Consider the following 19,621-nt stretch of genomic DNA (forward strand, 5'->3'; position numbering starts at 1 on the left):
TATAGTTAAACCACCGCTATAATACGTGCATACTATCATAATCTTGATATTATTCCATAATAAAGATGATTTTCCAAATAACTTTAATAATTCATTGTATTATTTTATGTTTAAAATGTTTTTTTAATCCAGTCAACCACTTTTTTTGCTCCACTTACAAATCCATTATTTTGTAAAGGAGGAGGGGTAATGTGCGAATCCTCGCTGTTTAAATAACAATATTGTAGCAATCCTAAAGCGGTCGCATATTGTGGTTTGTTTACATAATCTGTTAAACCAGTAATATTTTGTGGGTAACCTACTCGAGCAGGAATGCCAAAAATATCCATTGCACACTGTACAATATCCTCTGCCTGAGAACCCCCACCGGTTAAAACAATACCTGCGGTTAAATCTGATTTTATACCTTTTTGTTTTAATTCATTTTGTAAGGTAATTAACTCTTCTTTTACTATGCTTAATAGTTCGGTATAACATACAGAGGTTACTTGTGCTAACTTCTGTTTGGTTATATTTTGTGGTAAACGTCCTCCAAGACCCGCAATTTCAATTTTTTTATCAGCAAAAGTTAATGGTGGATAAACAGCACTTGCGAATTTTACTTTAATTGTTTCTGCATCTCTCGGAGATGTAATAAAGATTTCTGAAAGATGTTTAGTAATCTCATTTCCTGCAAATGGAAGTACTTGACTGTAACGCAATGCACCATCAGCATAAACTAAGATATCCATTGTCCCACCACCGATATCAATTAAGCATACACCTAGCTCCATTTCATCTTCTGTTAAAACAGAATAACTTGAAGCCATACCAGAAAAGACAACTTGATCGATTTTTAGTTTATTATTTTCTACTGCTTTACGTAAATTACGTAGCCAATCTTGGTGGCAAGTGATCATATGAACCTGAGCTTGTAAGCGTACACCTTGTAAACCCAATGGTTTTTTCGTTTTTTCTAAATGGTCGACTTTATATTCTTGAGGAATAACGTGTAGAATTTCTGAACCTTCGTCCAATTTTATTGAACTTGCAGTTCGAATCGCTCTGTCGATATATTCACTGGTTACCTCACCAGTTTCTAGAGGAACACAACCACTTTCGTTAATTGTTTTAATATGTTTGCCTGTGATTGCAAGTGCGACGCCTTGAATTTCATAATTTGCTATGGATTCCGCTTGCTCAATAGCTTTTTTGATTGAGCTGGTGACAGCTTCCAAGTCAACAACACTGCCTCGTTCAATACCTCTTGATGGGCACACTCCCGTACCCAAAACATTTACAACGGCGTCTGGTAAAACTTCGCCAACGACGGTTACAATTTTCGAAGATCCAACTTCTAAACCAACGATCACTTTAGATTCTGCTATTTTTGTCATATTCTTTATCTACTTATTATTTTTAGAAACAAACCCTATTGCTGCACCGTATTTATAACGTAAATCGACATAGGAAATCATTTTTCCATCAGGTATTTCAATCTGAGGAAATATTTTTACAAAACGGTCAATTTTAGGTAACCAATCGCCTCGGCCTAGTCGTAATTCTACACCATCTGATAGTGATATCTTCCATGAACCTCGTTTATCTATGGTAACAGATTTTAACACTAAGTTTCTTACTATCAAATCCTGTTTGATTTTCCACCAAGCATCTAATACCTTTTTGCCTTCGGAATCAGGGCCATATAATACTGGAAAACCGACCCGATTAACACGGTCAAAAGGAAGATTAAATACCACTCCCTGTTCAGATAATAATTTATTATTGTTCCATAATGCAACAGGTTGATGCTCAAAAATGGTCAAACTTAGTTTATTTGGCCATAATTTTCTAACAAGGACTTTGTTAACCCAAGGAATTTGGGTTAATCGTGCTTCAACTTGTTTGATATCTTGTCCAAAATAACCTTTTAAAGGTGTTCCTGTCGAGAGAGCATCTCGAATATCCGTGTCAGTGGTAAATTGCAATGGATTAGTAATAGTATAAGATTTAAGTGGTGATTTATCTAAACTACTCAACCAATTTGCTCCATTCGTGTAGGCGATATAACCAAAAATAATAATGGAGAGCAATATCAATGGGCGAATAAAGGCGAGCAACGACAGCGACGTTGTCCCAATTCGATGATGTAACCGATTTGGTCGTAGTGTACGCTGTTTTTTTCGCCGAGCAAATATATGATTGTTTTTATGAAACAACATTAAACACTTAACTCCAAAATACGTTCCACAAGTTGCTCAAAACTGTATCCTATCTTCGCTGCTGCAAAAGGAAAGTAACTGTGCGTTGTCATACCTGGACAAGTGTTTGCTTCCATTAAGAAAAACTCGCCTTTGTCATTTTCCATTACATCAATGCGACTCCACGCACGACAGCCTAGCACTTTATGGGCTTTCATCACTAATTCTGCAATTTCTGCTTGGCGTTTATCATCTAACGCAGGACAAATATATTGAGTTTTATCAGAAATATATTTCGCGTGATAATCATAAAATTCGCCATCTGGAATCACTTGCACCGTTGGCAATACTTCATCGCCCAGCACTGGCACAGAATATTCTGCACCTGCTAAAAATTCTTCGATTAACACCGTATCATCATATTTTAAGGCTTCTTCAATCGCAGGGGCTAACTCTTCTTTGGTTTTAACTTTAACCACCCCCACGCTTGATCCTTCACAAGCGGGTTTAACAAAAAGAGGCAAGCCTAATTTTGCAAGAATTTGATCAAAATTGACCGCTTCACCTTTGTGAACTACTTCCATTTCTGCGGTTGGTAAGCCCACCGCTTTCCATAATAATTTGGTTCTGAACTTATCCATTGTGACTGCGGATGCCATCACATCACTGCCGGTATAAGGAATTTCAAGCTGATCTAACACGCCTTGCAATACGCCATTTTCACCTACACCGCCGTGCAAAATATTAAACACACGTTGAAAGCCCATTTCTTTTAATTTTTCAACAGGGGTAAATTTAGTATCCACCGCTTCTACGTTATAACCTAGATTTTTTAACGCGTTGAATACCGCTTGCCCTGATTTTAAAGACACTTCACGCTCTGACGATACACCGCCAAACAAAACAGCGATTTTTTCATTTTTTAAATTCATTTTATTCTCTCCAACTCTCTGCTAAATTGCGTGAAATTTTGCTCACACTTCCTGCACCTTGTGCTAACACTAAATCGCCATCTTGAATCACTTGATCTAATACTTCACCTAATTGATCGGTATCCGATACCAAAATAGGATCGACTTTGCCCAAGTTACGAATTGAACGGCATAATGCTCGGCTGTCAGCCCCTGCGATTGGTTTCTCGCCAGCTGCATAAACATCAAGCATAATCAACACATCAACATTGGATAAAACATTCACAAAATCATCGAATAAATCACGAGTACGAGAATAACGGTGCGGTTGAAAAATCATTACCACACGCTTATCTTTCCAACCATTTCGAGCCGCTTTAATGGTCACGTCCACTTCCGTTGGGTGGTGTCCGTAATCGTCCACCAAACGCACTTTTCCATTCGGACGAATAAACTCGCCAAGCTGATCAAAACGACGTCCTGCACCTTGAAAATCGGCTAACGCAGCCAAAATCGCCTCATTTGCAATATTTTCTTCTTTTGCGACTGCGAGGGCTGCCGTTGCATTCAACGCATTGTGTTTACCAGGTACGTTTAGCAATACATTGATTTTTTCGCCGTTTGGACAAACGACGGTGTAATGCCCTTGAAAACCGGTTTGTTCGTAATTTTCAATGCGATAATCAGCGTTTTCACTGAATCCATAAGTGATCACTTGACGTCCAACCTGTGGCACTAATTCCATTAAATCATCATCATCGGCACACATTACCGCTAAGCCATAAAACGGCAAGTTATGTAAGAATTTTACATAGGTTTCTTTCATCTTATCAAAAGAACCGCCGTAAGTATCCATATGATCAGGTTCAATATTTGTGACGACCGACACCATCGGTTGTAAATGTAAAAAAGACGCGTCACTTTCATCCGCCTCTGCAATTAAATAACGGCTCGCCCCTAAGTGAGCATTTTTGCCTGCTGATTTCACTAAACCGCCGTTTACAAAGGTTGGATCAAGTTTTGCTTCAGCATAAATCATTGAAAGCATTGCAGTCGTTGAGGTTTTGCCGTGTGTTCCCGCCACCGCAATACCGTGTCTAAAACGCATAATTTCAGCCAGCATTTGAGCACGCTGGATTACTGGAATACGTTGTTCTTTCGCTGCGATAATTTCAGGGTTTGTTTCATCAATCGCACTTGAAACGACCACTACATTCGCCCCTTCAATATTTTCTGCACGATGTCCAATAAAAACCTTTGCCCCATTGTTAACAAAGTTTTGTGTGACAGGGCTTTCAGCGATATCTGAACCTGAAATTTGGTAACCTTCATTTAATAAAATCTCTGCAATACCACTCATTCCAGCACCGCCTATGCCAATAAAGTGAATTTGCTTCACTCGACGCATTTCAGGAATGATTTTTCTTACTTCATCTTGATAATTTTTCATTGTTATTATTTTATCCTTTCTTATTTTGTTACTTCGCTACTTCCACAATCACTTCCGCCACGCGTTTTGCCGAATGTGGGGTCGCCACTTGACGTGCTTGCTGTGCCATTGCTAATAATTGTGAGCGATCGGCGATTAACTTTTGTAATTGTTCAGATAAATTGTCAGCATTAAAATCTTTTTGTTCAATAATAATTGCTGCATTTACATCTTCTAAATATTTTGCATTCAAATATTGCTGACGATCTTTATGCTGGAATGGTACAAAAATAGCGGGTACGCCTGCCGCTGCAATTTCACACACCGTCAATGCACCTGAGCGACAAATCACTAAATCCGCCTCGCCATAGGCTTTCGCCACATCATCAATAAATTCGATTACTTCCACATTTTCAGCGGATTGCTGAGCATAAAGCTGTTCCACTTCATCCAAACTGCCTTTACCCACTTGGTGCAAAATGGTAATTTTTGAACCAAATTTGACCGCTATCTGTGGCAAAGTATGGTTTAAAATTCTTGCCCCTTGCGAACCGCCCATTACTAAAATTTTGATCGCACCTTTACGATCCGCAAAACGTTCTTCAGGGGATGGAAGTTGGAATAAATCTTGACGTACTGGATTGCCCACCACCTCTTTATTTGCAAATGCATTTGGAAAAGCTTGTAATACACGGCGGGCTACTTTGGAAAGCCATACGTTGGTGAGTCCTGCGACCGCATTTTGCTCGTGTAACACAATCGGCACACCACATAATTTCGCTGCGATACCACCTGGACCAGAGACATAACCGCCCATTCCTAAAACCGCATTAGGCTGATATTCTTTGATAATTTTACGGGCTTGCCACACTGCACGTGCAATCGCAAACGGTGCTTTTAACAAGGCTTTGATTCCTTTGCCACGCAAACCTGAAATTTGAATAAATTTAATCGGAATATTATATTTTGGAACAAGCTCTGCTTCCATTCTGTCTTTTGTTCCTAGCCAGCAGATTTCCCAGCCTTGTTGCTGTAATTCTGTGGCAACAGCTAATGCAGGAAAGACGTGTCCCCCTGTTCCCCCTGCCATTACTAATAATTTTTTTGTCATTGTTTTCTTCTTAATTAACTAAGGTTAAAAAAAATTGCAAATTTTTCATAAAATATGACCGCTTATTGGTTTAATAAATTTGCTTAATAATCCTTTGGATTCGCATATTTCACTTTTTCTAGGCGATTCTCAAAGTCTATTCGTAATAAAATTGCAATCGCTACTGACATTATCATTAAACTTGAGCCCCCATAACTGATAAAGGGAAACGTTAAGCCTTTGGTTGGAAGTAATCCTGTGGTTACCCCTAGATTTACAAAGCTTTGTAAGAAAATCCAAATACCAATGCCGAAGCTTAAAAATCCTTTAAAACGCTCTTCTGAGCGTAGTGATTCACTGCTGATTTTAAAGGCTCTGATGGAGAGTAACACAAATAATATAATAACTGCGAGAATCCCCATAAACCCCAGTTCTTCACCTATTACCGCCATCACAAAGTCTGTATTTGCCTCTGGAAGGTAACCGAGTTTTTGAACAGAATTTCCAAGTCCTCGTCCAAACCATTCACCTTGTCCGAATGCCATTTGTGAGTTGGTTAATTGGAAGCCATCTCCATAAGCATCAGCCCAAGGATCTAAGAATGTTTTCACACGTGCCAGACGATAATTAGAGGTCACGATAAAGAAGGCAATTAAACCTAAACCAAGAAATCCGAGAATGATAAATTGTAATAGCTTTGCCCCTACGATGAAGAGCATTGCAAAGGTCAACACAAAGAGTACGAAGGTACTACCTAAATCGGGCTGTAACAGTAAAAATCCTCCGAACAGGGCTAGAATAGTCATTGGTCGCCAAGCACTTGCAAAACCAGTACGAATTTCATCAAATTTTCGTACATAAAAGCTAGCAAAATAGCAGATAATGGACAATTTAGCTAATTCAGCTGGCTGAAAGTTTAATATACCGAGTGAAATCCAGCGTTTTGCACCATTGATATTACTTCCTACAGCTAAAACTAAGAAGAGTAGGAGTAGAGCAACACCAAATAAAACACCGTTGTATTTTTCCCATTTTTTTATCGGAATCTGTACACAAAAGAAGACTACTGCAATGGAAGAAATAATGTAAACGCCATCTCGTAATGCGTAGTGAAAAGCATCATTTCTTAATCTTAGCCCAACAGGAATAGAGGCAGATGTTACCATTACGAAGCCGAAGACCAGTAGGGATAAATATAACCAAACTAAAGTACGATCATAAAGAGCCGTGCTTGGCGTAAGCCTAAGCCATTCGTCTTTATTTTGGATTATTTTTTCAAACATTCTGTTCCCCTATAGTGTTCTTTTGGGCTAATTGCATAAATTGTTGTCCTCTGATTTCAAAATTAGGGAATTGATCTAAACTGGCACAAGCGGGTGATAATAATACCATATCATTTGGTTGTAACTGCGGACGAATTTGCTCAATCGCTTGTGCCATTGTGCCAACTTGCACGCTATTTGAGGTTAACTCTGCTAATTTTTTGCCATCTCTTCCAAAGCAATAACAAATCATATTCGCTTGATTGATAAAAGGGGCAAGTTCTGAAAAATCTGCACCTTTGCCATCGCCACCGAGTAATAAATAGCATTTATTGGCAATTTGTAAGCCATTTAAGGCAGCGATTGTGCTGCCCACATTGGTTGCTTTAGAATCATTGATCCAAGTGATTCCGTCATTGGTTGGCACAAGTTGAAAACGATGATCTAACCCACTGTAATTTTGTAAGGCTTTGATAATACCTTCTCTTGGCACATTGGTTGCATCCGCTAATGCGACTGAAACTAACGCATTTAATAAATTATGACGTCCTGTGATTTTTAATTCACTAATTGGCAGAATAATTTGCTGGTCGCAATAAATATAATTGTCATCAAAATGATATTTTGCCTCTTTTTTTGCAAAATCGATCAAAAATTTGACCGCTTGTTGAGGATAAGTTTGTTTATCTTCGGCGTTTACGATCACATTTTCGGCATTTTCATAAATTTTTAATTTTGCCAAACGGTAATCTTCTAAAGCATTGTAGCGATCCATATGATCTTCGCTAATATTCAACACTGTCGCTGCTTTGGCTTTTAATGAATAGGTGGTTTCTAATTGAAAACTGGATAATTCCAACACATACATATCGCATTCTTTTTCCAATAAACTCAATGCTGGAATACCAATGTTTCCGCCCATTCCTACTTTTAAACCTGCCTGTTTTACCATTTCAGCGGTAAGGGTCGTCACGGTGCTTTTTCCGTTTGAGCCTGTGATGGCAATAATTGGTGCTTTTGCTTCACGACAAAATAGCTCAATATCGCCGACAACTTCAATGCCAGCCTTTAATACTGCCTGAATTTCTGGGGTGGTCAGTGCTAATCCTGGACTGATAACGACCAAATCGGAACGCAATAGCCATTCTAAATTTAGACTACCTGTGTGTAATTGTACGTTTTCAGGCAATTCATCTACACCCTTTGGGTGAGTGCGAGTATCCATTACTTGTAAATTAACTTTTTTATCTGAAAAATAGTGAACGCAAGATAGCCCAGTTTTGCCTAAGCCAATAATTGTAACGGTTTTTCCTTGATATTGATTTTGCATAATCGCTCTAAAATAGAAAATAAAATTGCCCAAATTATCGCATAAATTCAATGATAAGCGATAAAATTTAGATAAAAATTTGCAAAAAAAAGCATTAAGTGGTGAAATAGCCCAATCTTATTTTATCCCTGAACGATTATGACATTATACCCTTGGCAAAATGATTTATATCAGCAATTAACGACCACTTTTTTGCAAAATCATCAGCATCACGCTTTGCTTTTCAAAACTGAAAAGGGCTTGGCAACAGATTGTCTGATTCGTCATTTTGCCCATTGGTTGTTGTGTCAAAATCAGCAAGCAGGCGAGCCTTGTTATCACTGTAAAAGTTGTTTGTTGGTTGAGCATAGCAATCACCCAGATTTTCATATTCTGCAATCTGTGGATAACAAAGAGATCGGCGTTGATCAAATTCGGGAGCTGAATACCAAATTACAGCAATTTGCTCAGCAAGATGGCAATATTGTGATTTATATTGCGGATACAGATAAACTCAATGAATCCAGTGGCAATGCGTTATTGAAAACGTTAGAAGAACCGCATAAAAATGTCTATTTTTTATTGCAAACACCGTTACAATCAAGCATTTTAGCGACAATTCAAAGCCGTTGTCAGCAATGGGTTGTTTATGCACCGCAACCTGAGGAAGTTTTAAGTTGGCTTAATGAACGTTATCCAAATAAGACCCAAGATGAATTAAACACGGCATTGAGATTGTGTCATCATCAACCAATTTCTTGCAAAAAGTTCTTAGAAAATGACCGCTTAACGCAACGTAAAGCATTCTTGCAAACTTTTTGGCGGTTTTATAAAAGTAAAAATCCATTATTGCTTTTCTCACAGTTTGATAAAGAAAAAGAAGATGTTTTGGAGCAGTTGGATTGGTTAAGTAGCTTTTTTAGTGACGCGTTAAAAGCAAGAATGAATATTGCGACCCACTGGGTGAATGCGGATTTACAAAAAGGTATAATTTTATTCGCAGAAGCATTACACTCTGAAAAATTACTCAATGGGCATAAAATTGTACAACAAACTCAACAAGACTTAATTCATATTAACGCCGTTAATCAGGAGTTGATATTGATGGATTGTTTAACTAAATTAGTATTAAATGTTTTTGAATAATAAATTTTTTACTAAAAAATGAAAGGAAATTTATGAAAATCGGTATTATCGGTGCAATGGCACAAGAAGTAGAAATTTTAAAAAATGCGATGCAAGATTTAAAAGTGACAGAAATTGCAGGTTGCACCATTTTTGAAGGTAAAATCGCTAACAAAGAAGTGGCTTTATTGCAATCAGGCATCGGTAAAGTTGCCGCAGGAATGGGAACGGCATTATTTCTACAATTAACAAAACCAGATTGTGTCATCAATACGGGTTCAGCGGGTGGTTTAGATAAAAATTTAAGTGTCGGCGATATTGTAATTTCCACCGAAGCACGCTATCACGATGTTGATGTCACCGCTTTTGGTTATGAATTTGGGCAACTTCCCGCTAATCCAGCAGGATTTGAATCAGATAAAGCATTAAGTGAATTAGCCTTTAGCTTAACCCAAGAAGTGGGTGAAAATGCAGTGTCAGGTTTGATTTGTAGTGGCGATTTATTCGTAAATAGTGGTCAAATTATTGAGCAAATTCGCAAAAATTTCCCACAGGTCGTGGCGGTTGAAATGGAAGCAACGGCAATCGCCCAAGTGTGTCACGCTTTCAAGATTCCTTTTGTGGTAGTGCGTGCGATTTCTGATGTGGCAGATAAAGAATCTCACTTATCTTTTGATGAGTTTTTACCTCTCGCTGCTGAGAAATCATCAAAAATTGTGTTAAAAATGATTGAACGTTTAAGCTAATGAAACAACTGTTGCAACAATTTTACTCAAAATGGTTGAACCCTTATATGCTCAACGTATTAGGGGTGTTTGTTGCAACCAATATTGCCGCCATTGTGATTTGGCAATTAGAGATATCAAGCCTTGCAATGCCCTTAGTATTAGGGATTATCTCAGCGGCGTTATCGGATCACAGCAATCGCCTGAAAGGACGCTTAAAAGATGTGATTTTAATGCTTGTTTCTTTTGGGATTGTGTCATTAACCTCGCAATTATCCCTTTCACAGGGCTGGATTTTTGTCCCCCTATTAACCTTGATTACTTTTGTAGTGGTAATGCTCGGTGCAGTTGGCGGACGTTACAGCAAAATCGCCTTTTGTACGCTATTAGTTGCCGTTTACACGGCATTGGTTTACACGCCCGATACCCTTTGGTACACCAACACCTTACTGATTTTACTCGGCACGTTAATTTATAGCTTTGTCGCTCTCGTGATTTTTTTATGTGTGCCAAACACCGCCACCCAAGAGAGTTTAGCGGTATTATTTGATGCTTTGGGAGAGTATTTACAGCAAAAATCCACCTTTTTTGATATTGACGATACCAACAAACTCTTTGCCAAAAAACTTGCCTTAGCTAGAGCGAATATTAAGGTAATGCAAGCCTTTGATGATGCACGAGAGGCGTTATTTACTCGTTTAGATCAGCAAAATCAACATTTTCATACCCAAAAAATGTTACGTTATTTTCTGACCGCCCAAGAAATTTGGGAAAGAGCCAATTCGAGTTATTCACAATATCAAGATTTATTAACCACTTTTGAACGCACTGATTTAACGTTTAGGGTTCGCCGTTTATTGGAGTTGGAAGCCCAAGAGAGCCGTTATATTGCGACGGCATTACGCCAAAATATCGATTATACCTCTAATTTTAATATTCAAAATATTCTGATTGGTTTGCAAAATTCCCTTGAATTTCATCGACCTAAAAAAAGTAATCCACAGTTTGAAAAGCTTTGTACGATCAGTGAAAATCTAAAAAATATTGTGCATTTATTTGAACAGTTATACGATGAAAATATCAATATTGAATTTAGTAAAAATAACCTAAAAAATACCCGCTTACTTTCTGAAAATATTTCAGGATTCAGCAATATTTTTGATACGATTAAAAAGCAGTGCCATTTAGATTCGCCCCTGTTTCGTCACGCAGTACGCCTTTCTATTGTGGTTTTTGTGTGTTGTTCGCTCGTACCAATTTTTGAAATTCAACAAGGATACTGGGTATTATTAACTGCGATTTTAGTCTGTAAACCCAATTATTCCGCCACCAAAAAACGCCTGATTCAGCGTGTGTTAGGAACGGTGTTGGGGGTGTTTGTAGGATTATCATTGCAATATTTATCTCCAACTTTAGAGGCTCAACTCGGCATTATCGTGGCATCTAGTAGCTTATTTTTCTTCTTTATGGAGAAAAAATACAGCTATTCCAGTTTCTTTATTACGATTCAGGTATTAGTCAGTTTTGATGTGATCGGGCTTGGCGAAGAAGTCGCAATGTTACCTCGTATTGTGAATACCTTTATCGGAGCAGGCATTGCGTGGTTTGCGGTTAGCTTTATGTGGGCAGATTGGAAATATCTCAATTTGCGAGCGAATTTAGTCGAAAGTTTACAAAGTAGCTCACTTTATCTACGTCACATTATGGCACAGCTCCAATTTGGCTATCGTGATCATTTTAGTTATCGCTTGGCACGTCGCACCGCTTATCACAAAATTGCAAAACTCAGTGCAACTGTGACCGCTATGCAAGAAGAACCTAAAAAATACCAAAAAATTCTTGCCACCGCACCGCAATTATTAGAGCTGAATTATACCCTGTTAAGTTATATTTCCGCCCTTGCGACCTATCGACACGAAAGCGAACACTTAAATCAACAGCTAGATGGCTCTGCTTATTTTTTCCAACAGGGTAAACAGATTTCTCAATTATTGGATAAAATTTATGATGAGGATTGTCTTGAATGCTCTTCGGATCTCGCAAGCACGATAACGAATTTACAAAATCTCGAACAAGCGTTTTTAGATAACGGCAAAGATAACGCCAGATTGTTAGTCCAGCAGTTATCCTTAATTGTGCAGTTATTGCCTGAATTGAAAAGCCGTGTTGTATAGAGAGGATGGAAAAAATTTAGGTGTATTTTGATGAAAAATAAACCGCATTCGTGATCACACCCACAGATGTTGTTTTAATAAAAATATTAAAAGTCGTCGCCTGTTCGTTGTGTCTTTTACTTATTCGCAAAGCTATCTCGGATTTTCTAAATAATCGTTAAACCAATAATCAACAAGCGGTGAGATTTTTATTACTTTTTGCAAATTTTAATAAAAATCTTACCGCTTAAATTTTAACGAAAAATTATTTTAATAAATAATCTCTTAAAATCGCAAAATCATTGTCCATTTCATCAGAAAGCAACGGCATTTTGTTGTGTTTATCAAGTGCGTCAGGCAATGGTAAATCCATATCTAGAATGCGATCAACGCTCTCTTTAAATTTTGCAGGGTGGGCGGTGCAGAGGAAAATGCCTGTTTCATTTTTAGTGAGTTGGCTCGCTAACATTTGATATGCAATCGCACCGTGTGGTTCGCATAAGTAACCTAAGTTATTCATTGCATTTAAGGCTTGCTCGGTTTGTGGATCGGTGAGCATTCCAGAAGAAAGCTCGCTTAAATGCCACTGATTACGTTTAAACAATTCCTCAACACGAGGCCAGTTATTCGGACGGCTCACGTCCATTGCGTTAGAAAGGGTTGCAACGGTTGGGTTAGGTTGCCATAACCCTGATTGCAAATAGCGTGGTACGGTGTCATTCGCATTCGTTGAAGCAATAAAACGTTTGATCGGCAAACCTAAACTTTTGGCGATTAAGCCTGCGGTTAGATTACCAAAATTGCCACTTGGCACGGATACCACAAGGTTATTACGTTTCTCTTTTGGCAACTGAGCCACAGCCTCAAAATAGTAACAAATTTGAGCCAATAAACGGCTGATATTGATTGAGTTTGCGGAGTTTAAACCGATGGTTTCTCGTAACGCTTTATCGTCAAAAGCCTGTTTTACTAAGGCTTGGCAATCATCAAAATCGCCCTTGATAGCAACGGTGCGAATATTTTTACCCAGCGTGCAGAATAATTTTTCCTGTAACGGACTGATTTTGCCTTTTGGATATAAGATCACAACCTCAATATTTTCTAAGCCATAAAATGCGTGAGCCACCGCCGCCCCTGTGTCGCCTGATGTCGCAGTTAAAATAGTAATTTTTTGATCAGAACTAACCGCTTTCAAGGCTTGTGCCATAAAGCGTCCGCCAAAATCTTTAAAAGCTAAGGTTGGACCGTGAAAAAGTTCTAAGGCGTAAATATTATCTGTCACTTTTTCAAGGGGAGCGGGGAAAGTAAAGGCATTTTTAATCGCAGTATTTAACGTTTCTTTTGGTAATTCATCGCCGATTATTGCCCCTAAAATCGCTTGGCTACGCTCAACTAACGGCATTGCTAACAGTTCATCAATGTTATCTAATTTAGGTAAAATCTCAGGAAAAAACAGCCCTTGATCCTTGCCTAATCCTTGACGCACTGCCTGTGCAAAGTTCACTTGCTCTTCTGGGTGTTTGATGTTGTATAAGTTCATTTCCGTTCCTTTTTATTTTAATTTTTTGAACAAAAATGATTTTAGCCATTCAAAGGTGATCCGTAAACTGAAAAATGATTATTTTTTATGTATAATGTGAAGTAATCAGAAATTGATAATAATTGATTTTTTGTAGGGGCGGATTTAATGTGCATAGCGAATGGAATATCCGCCCGCAATGTGCGGTTTACTAATGTGAAATAAAATGATAAAAATTTGTCATTTCATAAGCTCGCTACATATAGTTTTTGTTAAAATTTTATATTGAGCAACGGGAGGATATACGCTTCGTTAATCCTTCCCTACGAGAACTACACTAATATAAGCGGTCATATTTCAATTAAAATTTACCATTTTTAAATAACGAGAAAATTATGTTTGAAAATTTATCCGATAGACTTTCCCAAACCCTTAAAAACATCAGTGGCAAAGGGCGTTTAACCGAAGACAATATTAAAGACACGCTCCGCGAAGTGCGTATGGCATTGCTTGAAGCGGACGTAGCGTTACCTGTGGTTCGTGAATTTATCAACAAGGTAAAAGAGCGTGCGATTGGTGTTGAAGTCAATAAAAGCCTAACGCCGGGTCAAGAATTCGTTAAAATTGTTCAGGCTGAGCTTGAAAATGCAATGGGCGAGGCAAACGAAGGGCTAAACCTTGCAAGCCAACCGCCAGCGGTTATTTTAATGGCGGGTTTACAGGGTGCAGGTAAAACCACCTCTGTGGGTAAATTATCTAAATTCTTAAAAGAAAAACATAAGAAAAAAGTCTTGGTGGTGTCTGCCGACGTTTATCGTCCTGCGGCGATCAAACAGTTAGAAACCCTAGCGAGTGATTTAGATATTGCTTTCTTCCCAAGTGAAACCAGCCAAAAACCGACAGAAATCGCAACAGCAGCTTTAAAACACGCAAAATTAAATTTCTTTGATGTGTTGATTGTGGATACGGCGGGTCGCTTACACGTTGATAGCGAAATGATGGACGAAATCAAACAAATTCATCAGGTGCTAAATCCGATTGAAACCTTATTCACTGTGGACGCAATGACAGGTCAAGATGCGGCGAATACCGCAAAAGCCTTTAATGAGGCGTTGCCTTTAACAGGGGTTATCTTAACCAAAGTGGACGGGGACGCACGTGGTGGTGCGGCGTTATCGATTCGTCAAATCACAGGTAAACCGATTAAATTCTTGGGTGTGGGCGAAAAAACTGACGCCTTAGAACCTTTCCACCCTGATCGTATCGCCTCTCGTATTTTAGGTATGGGGGATGTGCTTTCTCTGATTGAGGATTTAGAGAAAACCGTCGATCGTGAAAAAGCCGAGAAAATGGCGAAAAAATTCAAGAAAGGTGATGCGTTTACCCTTGAAGATTTCCGTGAGCAGCTGATTGAAATGAAAAAAATGGGCGGAATGATGTCAATGCTTGATAAATTACCGGGTGCGAAAAATCTGCCTGCGAATGTAAAAAATCAAGTGGACGATAAAATGTTCCATAAAATGGAAGCGATCATCAACTCAATGACCTTAAAAGAGCGTGCTGATCCATCGATTATCAAAGGATCACGCCGTAAACGTATCGCTATGGGATCGGGTACGAAGGTGCAAGATGTCAATAAATTACTCAAACAGTTCGACGATATGCAAAAAATGATGAAAAAAATGCGTAAAGGCGGAATGAGTAAAATGATGCGTGGTATGCAAGGAATGATGGGCGGTGCTGGCGGAATGGGCGGCTTAGGCGGTCTTGGTGGAATGTTTGGCGGACGTCGTTAAATTTAACCGTAGAGCCAGAGTATGCTCTGGCTATATCTATTATTTTTATAAAATTTGCAAATTGTAAAGAATTGTAAATTTAGTTGTGAAATAAATGAGAATTGTTATCATTACCGCACTTAAAAAATAATAGGTAATCACTCCAACTCTTTGCACCTTATCACCCCCACAAGATAAGGTGCTTTTTTTTCGCCTTTTTTTTCTATTCTCGCTATAATAACCGAATGTTAATTTTAAACTTTTTACTTTAAGGAAATATATGTCTATTGAAACTCAACTTGCCGAATTAAAACGTGGCGTAGAAGATATTTATTCAGAAAATGATTTAATTGAAAAATTAAAAGAAAACCGTCCATTACGCATTAAATTAGGGGCTGATCCAACCGCACCAGACATCCATTTAGGGCATACGGTAGTATTAAATAAATTACGTCAATTCCAACAGTTAGGTCACGAAGTGTATTTCTTAATTGGGGATTTCACAGGTATGGTTGGCGATCCATCAGGTAAAAATGCGACTCGTCCACCTTTAACCAAAGAAGATGTGTTACGCAATGCGGAAACCTATAAATCTCAAATTTTTAAAATTTTAGACCCTGAAAAAACCAAAGTAGTATTTAACTCAGAATGGTTAAGCCAGCTGGGAACAGAAGGAATGATTCGCCTTGCGTCTAACTATACCGTTGCGCGTATGTTAGAACGTGATGATTTCAAAAAACGTTTTGCAAATAATCAATCTATCGCCATCCACGAATTTATGTATCCATTATTACAAGGTTACGATTCAGTGGCATTAGAGGCGGACGTAGAATTAGGTGGAACAGACCAAACATTCAACCTATTAGTAGGACGTGAATTGCAAAAATCGAACGGGCAAAAACCACAGGTTGCAATGACATTACCATTGCTTGAAGGCTTAGACGGCGAGAAAAAAATGTCTAAATCATTAGGTAACTACATCGGTGTTTCTGACACGCCAAGCGAGATGTTTGGTAAAGTGATGTCAATTTCTGATGAGTTAATGTGGCGTTGGTACGACTTGCTTTCATTCCGTTCATTAGAAGAAATTGCAAAATTCAAAGAAGAAGTGACCGCTGGTCGCAATCCTCGTGATGTGAAAATTCTGTTAGCCAAAGAAATTATCGCTCGCTTCCATTCAGATGCTGACGCTGACGCGGCGGAGCAAGAGTTTATCAACCGTTTCCAAAAAGGGGCAATGCCTGACGATATGCCTGAATTCACTTTTGAAGGCGAAATGGGATTAGCGAGCTTATTAAAAGAAGCAGGATTATCGCCTTCAACCTCAGAGGCAATGCGTTCTGTGAAAGGTGGCGGTGTACGAATTGATGGCGAGAAAGTGGAAGATCCACGTTTAACCATCAAGGCTGGGACAACGGCGGTTTATAATGTCGGTAAACGTAAATTTGCTCGTGTTACTGTAAAATAAGCGGTCAAATTTTTTTAACTTTTTGCAAAATTAGTCGGTAGGTACAGGGTTTTACTCTGTACCTACGATTTTCATACAACCAATAAAATAATTAACAATGATAGATTTTCGTCCTTTTTACCAACAATTAGCGACAAGTTCGCTTTCTCACTGGCTTGAAACCTTACCTTTACAAATGAAACAGTGGCAAACCCAAGCTCACGGTGATTTTGATAAGTGGGAAAATGCCTTGAAACATTTGCCTGTAAAAGCGGGAACAATTGATTTAAAAGAGAGTGTAACCGCAACGGCGAATGAACCTTTATCCGAAGGGGAAAAGCAACGTTTTATCCATAATTTGAAACTGTTGAAACCGTGGCGAAAAGGGCCCTATCATTTGTATGATGTGCATATTGATTGCGAATGGCGTTCTGATTTCAAATGGGATCGTGTGTTGCCTCACTTATCGCCATTAAAAGATCGCACCATTTTAGATGTGGGTTGTGGCAGTGGCTATCATATGTGGCGAATGGTGGGCGAAGGGGCAAGATTAGTGGTCGGCATTGATCCAACGGATTTATTTTTATGTCAGTTTGAGGCGGTGCGTAAGTTATTAAATAACAATCGCCAAGCCCATTTAATCCCTATGGGCATTGAAGAAATGCAACCGCTGAAAGCCTTTGATACGGTGTTTTCAATGGGCGTGTTATATCATCGAAAATCGCCATTTGACCATTTTTTACAGCTAAAAAATCAGTTACGCAAAGGAGGCGAGTTAGTGCTTGAAACCTTAGTGATTGATGGTGATGTCAATGATGTGCTTGTGCCAAGCGATCGCTATGCAAAAATGCGAAATATCTATTTTATCCCGTCTGTGCCAGCTCTGATTAGTTGGTTGGAAAAAGCGGGATTTAAAAATGTACGTTGTGTTGATGAGGCGGTAACAACGATCGAAGAACAGCGTCGCACCGAATGGATCGACACTGAATCCCTTGAAGACTTTTTAGATCCACGGGATCATTCTAAAACGATTGAAGGTTATCCTGCACCGAAACGTGCCGTGATTATTGCGAATGCTTGATAACATTAAGCGATAGTAATGAATGGTAGGGGGGCATTAGTAAACTTGTTTGCGTATATGCTCCCGAATGCTATTCTATTTTACGGGAGGATATTCCATTCGCATTGCTCATTCAATCCTCCCCTACGGAAAACTATTTTTATAAGAAATTATCTTCTTGTAAATTTTTATAAAAATATGACCGCTTATCAAAGATATTGTAGGGGAGCATTAGCAAACTTGTTGGCGTATATGCTCCCGAACACTATTCTATTTTGCGGGAGTATATTTCATTCGCTACGCTCATTTAATGCTCCCCTATATTTTCAAATGCGTATTTATTTACAGCTCAATTTTACTCAAAATAAAATCAATATCCTTATCGCCACGTCCTGATAAATTCACTAATAATTTAGCTTCTTTTGGCAATGTTGGGGCAATTTTCATCGCATAAGCCACAGCGTGAGAAGATTCTAAGGCAGGAATAATCCCTTCAAAGCGAGAGAGAGCCATAAATGCGTCCAAGCATTCATCATCGGTAGCACTTTCATAAAAAGCTTGTTTGGTATCTTTTAAATAAGAGTGAACAGGTCCAACACCGGGATAATCTAATCCTGAGGCAATGGAATGCACGGGTGCTGGGTTGCCGTTTTCATCAAGTAATACATAGCATTTAAACCCTTGAATTTCGCCTTTTACCCCTTTGGTCATTGTGGCGGCGTGATAAGGTGTATCTAAACCTTTTCCAGCTGGCTCAACACCGACTTTATCCACATTCTCATCGGTAATAAAACCGCTGAATAATCCGATGGCATTTGAGCCACCACCGATACAAGCGATCACTTTATCCGGTAATTGGTTGGTCATTTCTAAAAATTGAGCTCGTGCCTCCGATCCAACTATTGATTGAAAATAGCTGACCATTTCAGGATAAGGTGCTGGACCAACCACTGAGCCAATCGCAAATAAACTGGTGTCTAGTTCTTTTAAATAGGCATTAAATGCACTGTCCACCGCCTCTTTCAGTGTACCTGCACCCTCAGAAACAGGGACTAATTTTGCCCCTAAAATTTTCATTCGGCTGACATTTGGGGCTTCTTTTTGGATATCCACAATCCCCATATGAATTTCACATTTTAATCCCATTAACGCGGCTGCTGTGGCTAATGCAACACCATGTTGCCCTGCCCCTGTTTCAGCGATAACTTTGGTTTTGCCCAGTTTTTTAGCTAATAAAACCTCGCCTAAACAGTGATTGATTTTATGTGCACCGGTATGGTTTAAATCTTCTCGTTTTAAATAGATTTGCGCCCCACCGCAGTGTTCACTTAAACGTCTTGCGTGATAAATTGGGCTTGGACGACCTACAAAGGTTTGGCGAAGACGTTGCATTTCAGCGTGAAATTCAGGTTCTTGAATTAACTCTCTAAATCCCTGCTCAATTTCTTGCAATGCTTTTGCCAGTTCAGGGTGCTGAATTTTGCCTCCAAATTCGCCGAAAAAGCCGTTATCGTCTGGTAAAATGATAGGAGCGAGTGCATAACCGATATTTTGTGTCGTATTATTTTGATGTGTTGTCATTTTTCTTTTCCTCTTTGTTGTATTTGTGTATTAGTTCAATGGTACAAAAATAAAA

The 19,621-nt window shown here is 38.8% G+C and carries 15 protein-coding genes; 6 read left to right on the forward strand and 9 right to left on the reverse strand.

Features of this window, described 5'->3' with window-relative positions; translation table 11 throughout:
* Positions 1 to 110 precede the first annotated feature (110 nt).
* From ftsA to murD, 7 genes are all read right to left on the reverse strand, one after another.
* The gene (gene ftsA, locus DYE60_RS08640; RefSeq protein ID WP_115316196.1) at positions 111 to 1,376 is read right to left on the reverse strand and encodes a cell division protein FtsA; all 1,266 of its coding nucleotides are present in this window, start codon (positions 1,374 to 1,376) and stop codon (positions 111 to 113) included.
* 9 nt (positions 1,377 to 1,385) lie between these two features.
* Positions 1,386 to 2,201 carry a cell division protein FtsQ/DivIB gene (locus tag DYE60_RS08645; protein ID WP_115316197.1) on the reverse strand — a complete coding sequence of 272 codons (816 nt, stop codon included), beginning with the start codon at positions 2,199 to 2,201 and terminating at the stop codon, positions 1,386 to 1,388.
* On the reverse strand, positions 2,201 to 3,112 hold the full coding sequence (locus tag DYE60_RS08650) for a D-alanine--D-alanine ligase (RefSeq protein ID WP_115316198.1): 912 nt from the start codon (positions 3,110 to 3,112) through the stop codon (positions 2,201 to 2,203). The genes DYE60_RS08645 and DYE60_RS08650 overlap by 1 nt, the downstream gene beginning before the upstream one ends.
* 1 nt (position 3,113) lies before the next feature.
* Positions 3,114 to 4,541 carry a UDP-N-acetylmuramate--L-alanine ligase gene (gene murC / locus DYE60_RS08655; protein WP_115316199.1) on the reverse strand — a complete coding sequence of 476 codons (1,428 nt, stop codon included), beginning with the start codon at positions 4,539 to 4,541 and terminating at the stop codon, positions 3,114 to 3,116.
* Positions 4,542 to 4,569: 28 nt separating this feature from the next.
* Positions 4,570 to 5,631, reverse strand: coding sequence for an undecaprenyldiphospho-muramoylpentapeptide beta-N-acetylglucosaminyltransferase (gene murG / locus DYE60_RS08660; RefSeq protein WP_115316200.1), 1,062 nt, complete (start codon positions 5,629 to 5,631; stop codon positions 4,570 to 4,572).
* A gap of 83 nt (positions 5,632 to 5,714) precedes the next feature.
* Positions 5,715 to 6,893, reverse strand: coding sequence for a putative lipid II flippase FtsW (gene ftsW, locus DYE60_RS08665; protein ID WP_115316201.1), 1,179 nt, complete (start codon positions 6,891 to 6,893; stop codon positions 5,715 to 5,717).
* Entirely contained in the window at positions 6,886 to 8,202 is a 1,317-nt protein-coding gene (gene murD, locus DYE60_RS08670) for a UDP-N-acetylmuramoyl-L-alanine--D-glutamate ligase (protein WP_115316202.1), read from the reverse strand. The genes ftsW and murD overlap by 8 nt, the downstream gene beginning before the upstream one ends.
* A 138-nt stretch (positions 8,203 to 8,340) precedes the next feature.
* Here murD and DYE60_RS08675 point away from each other — a divergent pair, with 138 nt between their 5' ends.
* Genes DYE60_RS08675 through yccS form a run of 3 tightly spaced genes read left to right on the forward strand, consistent with a single transcriptional unit; the run spans position 8,341 to position 12,205 of the window.
* The gene (locus DYE60_RS08675) at positions 8,341 to 9,327 is read left to right on the forward strand and encodes a DNA polymerase III subunit delta' (RefSeq protein WP_115316203.1); all 987 of its coding nucleotides are present in this window, start codon (positions 8,341 to 8,343) and stop codon (positions 9,325 to 9,327) included.
* A gap of 32 nt (positions 9,328 to 9,359) precedes the next feature.
* Entirely contained in the window at positions 9,360 to 10,052 is a 693-nt protein-coding gene (mtnN, locus tag DYE60_RS08680) for a 5'-methylthioadenosine/S-adenosylhomocysteine nucleosidase (protein WP_115316204.1), read from the forward strand.
* Positions 10,052 to 12,205 carry a YccS family putative transporter gene (gene yccS / locus DYE60_RS08685; RefSeq protein WP_115316205.1) on the forward strand — a complete coding sequence of 718 codons (2,154 nt, stop codon included), beginning with the start codon at positions 10,052 to 10,054 and terminating at the stop codon, positions 12,203 to 12,205. Before mtnN ends, yccS begins: the two co-directional genes overlap by 1 nt.
* Before the next feature lie 244 nt (positions 12,206 to 12,449).
* Here yccS and thrC read toward each other — a convergent pair whose 3' ends face one another.
* Positions 12,450 to 13,724 (reverse strand): threonine synthase, encoded by a 1,275-nt coding sequence (gene thrC / locus DYE60_RS08690; RefSeq protein WP_115316206.1) that lies wholly within the window; start codon positions 13,722 to 13,724, stop codon positions 12,450 to 12,452.
* A 374-nt stretch (positions 13,725 to 14,098) separates the two neighbouring features.
* Here thrC and ffh point away from each other — a divergent pair, with 374 nt between their 5' ends.
* From ffh to cmoB, 3 genes are all read left to right on the forward strand, one after another.
* Positions 14,099 to 15,499, forward strand: coding sequence for a signal recognition particle protein (gene ffh / locus DYE60_RS08695; protein ID WP_115316207.1), 1,401 nt, complete (start codon positions 14,099 to 14,101; stop codon positions 15,497 to 15,499).
* A gap of 259 nt (positions 15,500 to 15,758) precedes the next feature.
* Complete coding sequence (tyrS, locus tag DYE60_RS08700; RefSeq protein WP_115316208.1) at positions 15,759 to 16,946, forward strand: tyrosine--tRNA ligase; 1,188 nt, start codon at positions 15,759 to 15,761, stop codon at positions 16,944 to 16,946.
* Positions 16,947 to 17,043: 97 nt separating this feature from the next.
* The gene (gene cmoB, locus DYE60_RS08705; protein WP_115316209.1) at positions 17,044 to 18,006 is read left to right on the forward strand and encodes a tRNA 5-methoxyuridine(34)/uridine 5-oxyacetic acid(34) synthase CmoB; all 963 of its coding nucleotides are present in this window, start codon (positions 17,044 to 17,046) and stop codon (positions 18,004 to 18,006) included.
* A 321-nt stretch (positions 18,007 to 18,327) separates the two neighbouring features.
* Here the strand turns inward: cmoB and trpB are convergent, their stop codons facing one another.
* A complete protein-coding gene (gene trpB / locus DYE60_RS08710) occupies positions 18,328 to 19,566 on the reverse strand; it encodes a tryptophan synthase subunit beta (protein WP_115316210.1) in 1,239 nt (412 codons plus the stop codon).
* Between the last annotated feature and the right edge of the window lie 55 nt (positions 19,567 to 19,621).

Origin of the sequence: Phocoenobacter uteri (assembly GCF_900454895.1) — a bacterium.
Classification (GTDB): Bacteria; Pseudomonadota; Gammaproteobacteria; order Enterobacterales; family Pasteurellaceae; genus Phocoenobacter; species Phocoenobacter uteri.

Excerpts from the sequence above, each read along its gene's own strand:
- ftsA (WP_115316196.1), bottom strand. The coding sequence starts at position 1,376 with ATGACAAAAATAGCAGAATCTAAAGTGATCGTTGGTTTAGAAGTTGGA.
- DYE60_RS08645 (WP_115316197.1), bottom strand. The coding sequence starts at position 2,201 with ATGTTGTTTCATAAAAACAATCATATATTTGCTCGGCGAAAAAAACAG.
- DYE60_RS08650 (WP_115316198.1), bottom strand. The coding sequence starts at position 3,112 with ATGAATTTAAAAAATGAAAAAATCGCTGTTTTGTTTGGCGGTGTATCG.
- murC (WP_115316199.1), bottom strand. The coding sequence starts at position 4,541 with ATGAAAAATTATCAAGATGAAGTAAGAAAAATCATTCCTGAAATGCGT.
- murG (WP_115316200.1), bottom strand. The coding sequence starts at position 5,631 with ATGACAAAAAAATTATTAGTAATGGCAGGGGGAACAGGGGGACACGTC.
- ftsW (WP_115316201.1), bottom strand. The coding sequence starts at position 6,893 with ATGTTTGAAAAAATAATCCAAAATAAAGACGAATGGCTTAGGCTTACG.
- murD (WP_115316202.1), bottom strand. The coding sequence starts at position 8,202 with ATGCAAAATCAATATCAAGGAAAAACCGTTACAATTATTGGCTTAGGC.
- DYE60_RS08675 (WP_115316203.1), top strand. The coding sequence starts at position 8,341 with ATGACATTATACCCTTGGCAAAATGATTTATATCAGCAATTAACGACC.
- mtnN (WP_115316204.1), top strand. The coding sequence starts at position 9,360 with ATGAAAATCGGTATTATCGGTGCAATGGCACAAGAAGTAGAAATTTTA.
- yccS (WP_115316205.1), top strand. The coding sequence starts at position 10,052 with ATGAAACAACTGTTGCAACAATTTTACTCAAAATGGTTGAACCCTTAT.
- thrC (WP_115316206.1), bottom strand. The coding sequence starts at position 13,724 with ATGAACTTATACAACATCAAACACCCAGAAGAGCAAGTGAACTTTGCA.
- ffh (WP_115316207.1), top strand. The coding sequence starts at position 14,099 with ATGTTTGAAAATTTATCCGATAGACTTTCCCAAACCCTTAAAAACATC.
- tyrS (WP_115316208.1), top strand. The coding sequence starts at position 15,759 with ATGTCTATTGAAACTCAACTTGCCGAATTAAAACGTGGCGTAGAAGAT.
- cmoB (WP_115316209.1), top strand. The coding sequence starts at position 17,044 with ATGATAGATTTTCGTCCTTTTTACCAACAATTAGCGACAAGTTCGCTT.
- trpB (WP_115316210.1), bottom strand. The coding sequence starts at position 19,566 with ATGACAACACATCAAAATAATACGACACAAAATATCGGTTATGCACTC.